Annotated in this window: 2 protein-coding genes; both read right to left on the bottom strand. The window is 65.7% G+C overall.

Going from position 1 to position 1,224, the window contains the following annotated elements; translation table 11 throughout:
- Positions 1-231 precede the first annotated feature (231 nt).
- A complete protein-coding gene (locus tag ACFCZN_RS21430) occupies positions 232-786 on the bottom strand; it encodes an SHOCT domain-containing protein (protein WP_430558110.1) in 555 nt (184 codons plus the stop codon).
- Between the two features lie 93 nt (positions 787-879).
- A partial coding sequence (locus ACFCZN_RS21425) for a hypothetical protein (RefSeq protein WP_430558109.1) occupies positions 880-1,224 on the bottom strand: 345 nt, incomplete at its 5' end.

Below are 1,224 nucleotides of genomic sequence, written 5' to 3'. Positions count from 1 at the left end.
CATCCCGCTCCGAAGCCTGGCCGTCCAAGAGCCCTCGACAGCACATGCACCGGACGATAAACATCTCCGAGTCCTCGGCGTAAGTCACCACCCGGCGCGCGTACTCCCAAGACGTCATGGCCGGATCCTACGAGCGACCGTCTCGGAGCCTGCTCCGCGTCCGCTCCACCACCGTCGCGCGGCTGCTTCGTGGGTGCTGCGGCGGGGTAAGGCAGCGCCGGCAAGCGAGCGCTAGATGCGGCCGAGGAGCTCGGTCTTCTTCGCCTCGAACTCGGCGTCGGTGAGGATTCCGGCGTCGTGCAGCTCCTTGACCTTGCGCATCTGGTCCATGACGTCGTCACTGCCCGATGACACAGACGCAGGCATGGGCGCTGGAGCGGTGGCCGGTGCCGAAGGGCTGGCCTGGATGCGGTCGCGGACCGTGTCGACGAGCAGCTTGCCGAGCGCCTTGTCGACGTTCTTGATCTCGGCCTTGTTGTTCGACACGTACACGGTGACCGAGCCGAGCATCATGCCCGACTTCCACTGGATCGAGGAGATCTTCTCGATCGGGAAGTCCTCGTTGGTGGAAGACATGACGCCGTCCTTGGTGAACAGCAGCCGCCGGTCCGTGAGCGTCAGCAGTCCGGTGGCGTTGCCGTAGGCGCCCGAGAGGACCAGCTCGACCCGTTCGCCGTCCCACAGGTGGCCTTCCAGCTTCTTCAACTCGCGCCCCGAGCCGAGCGTGCTTGCGAGCTTGGATGCTGCCACCGCGATGTCTTCGCGCAGATCATCATGCTTCGCCATGGCAACATCGTGCGCCGCGAGGCGACGTTCCGCATCGCGGCAAGGACGCGTTGGTCGGCACCGCTTCGTCGGGCCGTCGAACCGACGAATGGGTCAGTCGCAGTTGACGCAGTCGCCGGACGGCGTGAGCTCCATGAAGCAACGAGCGCACACCCCGCGAGGCATGCGGTCGGGGATAGGCAGCCAGCCGGCGTCCACGCGCGCATATCCCCTCTCGGTTCCGTCGTAGTTGTCGGTCTCACTCAGGTAGGTCATTCGCGCGCGCGTGATGCGGTGGCTGATCCGCCACCCAGGAACGGTCTCGGCGACGCCTCCGTCTGAGTCGTAGAACCCGGCAGCGACGTATCCGCCGCTTGATGGCGTCCAGAAGTGAGTGGGCGTCCCTCCTCCGAACTCGGCGAAAGTTCGTCCCCGGAAGGTCCACTGCCAGCCCTTCAA

This window comes from Isoptericola sp. NPDC056134, assembly GCF_042264825.1.
Lineage (GTDB): Bacteria > Actinomycetota > Actinomycetes > Actinomycetales > Cellulomonadaceae > Isoptericola > Isoptericola nanjingensis.
This window is presented reverse-complemented; position numbering and strand designations above follow the sequence as displayed.

Excerpts from the sequence above, each read along its gene's own strand:
- ACFCZN_RS21430 (WP_430558110.1), bottom strand. The coding sequence starts at position 786 with ATGGCGAAGCATGATGATCTGCGCGAAGACATCGCGGTGGCAGCATCC.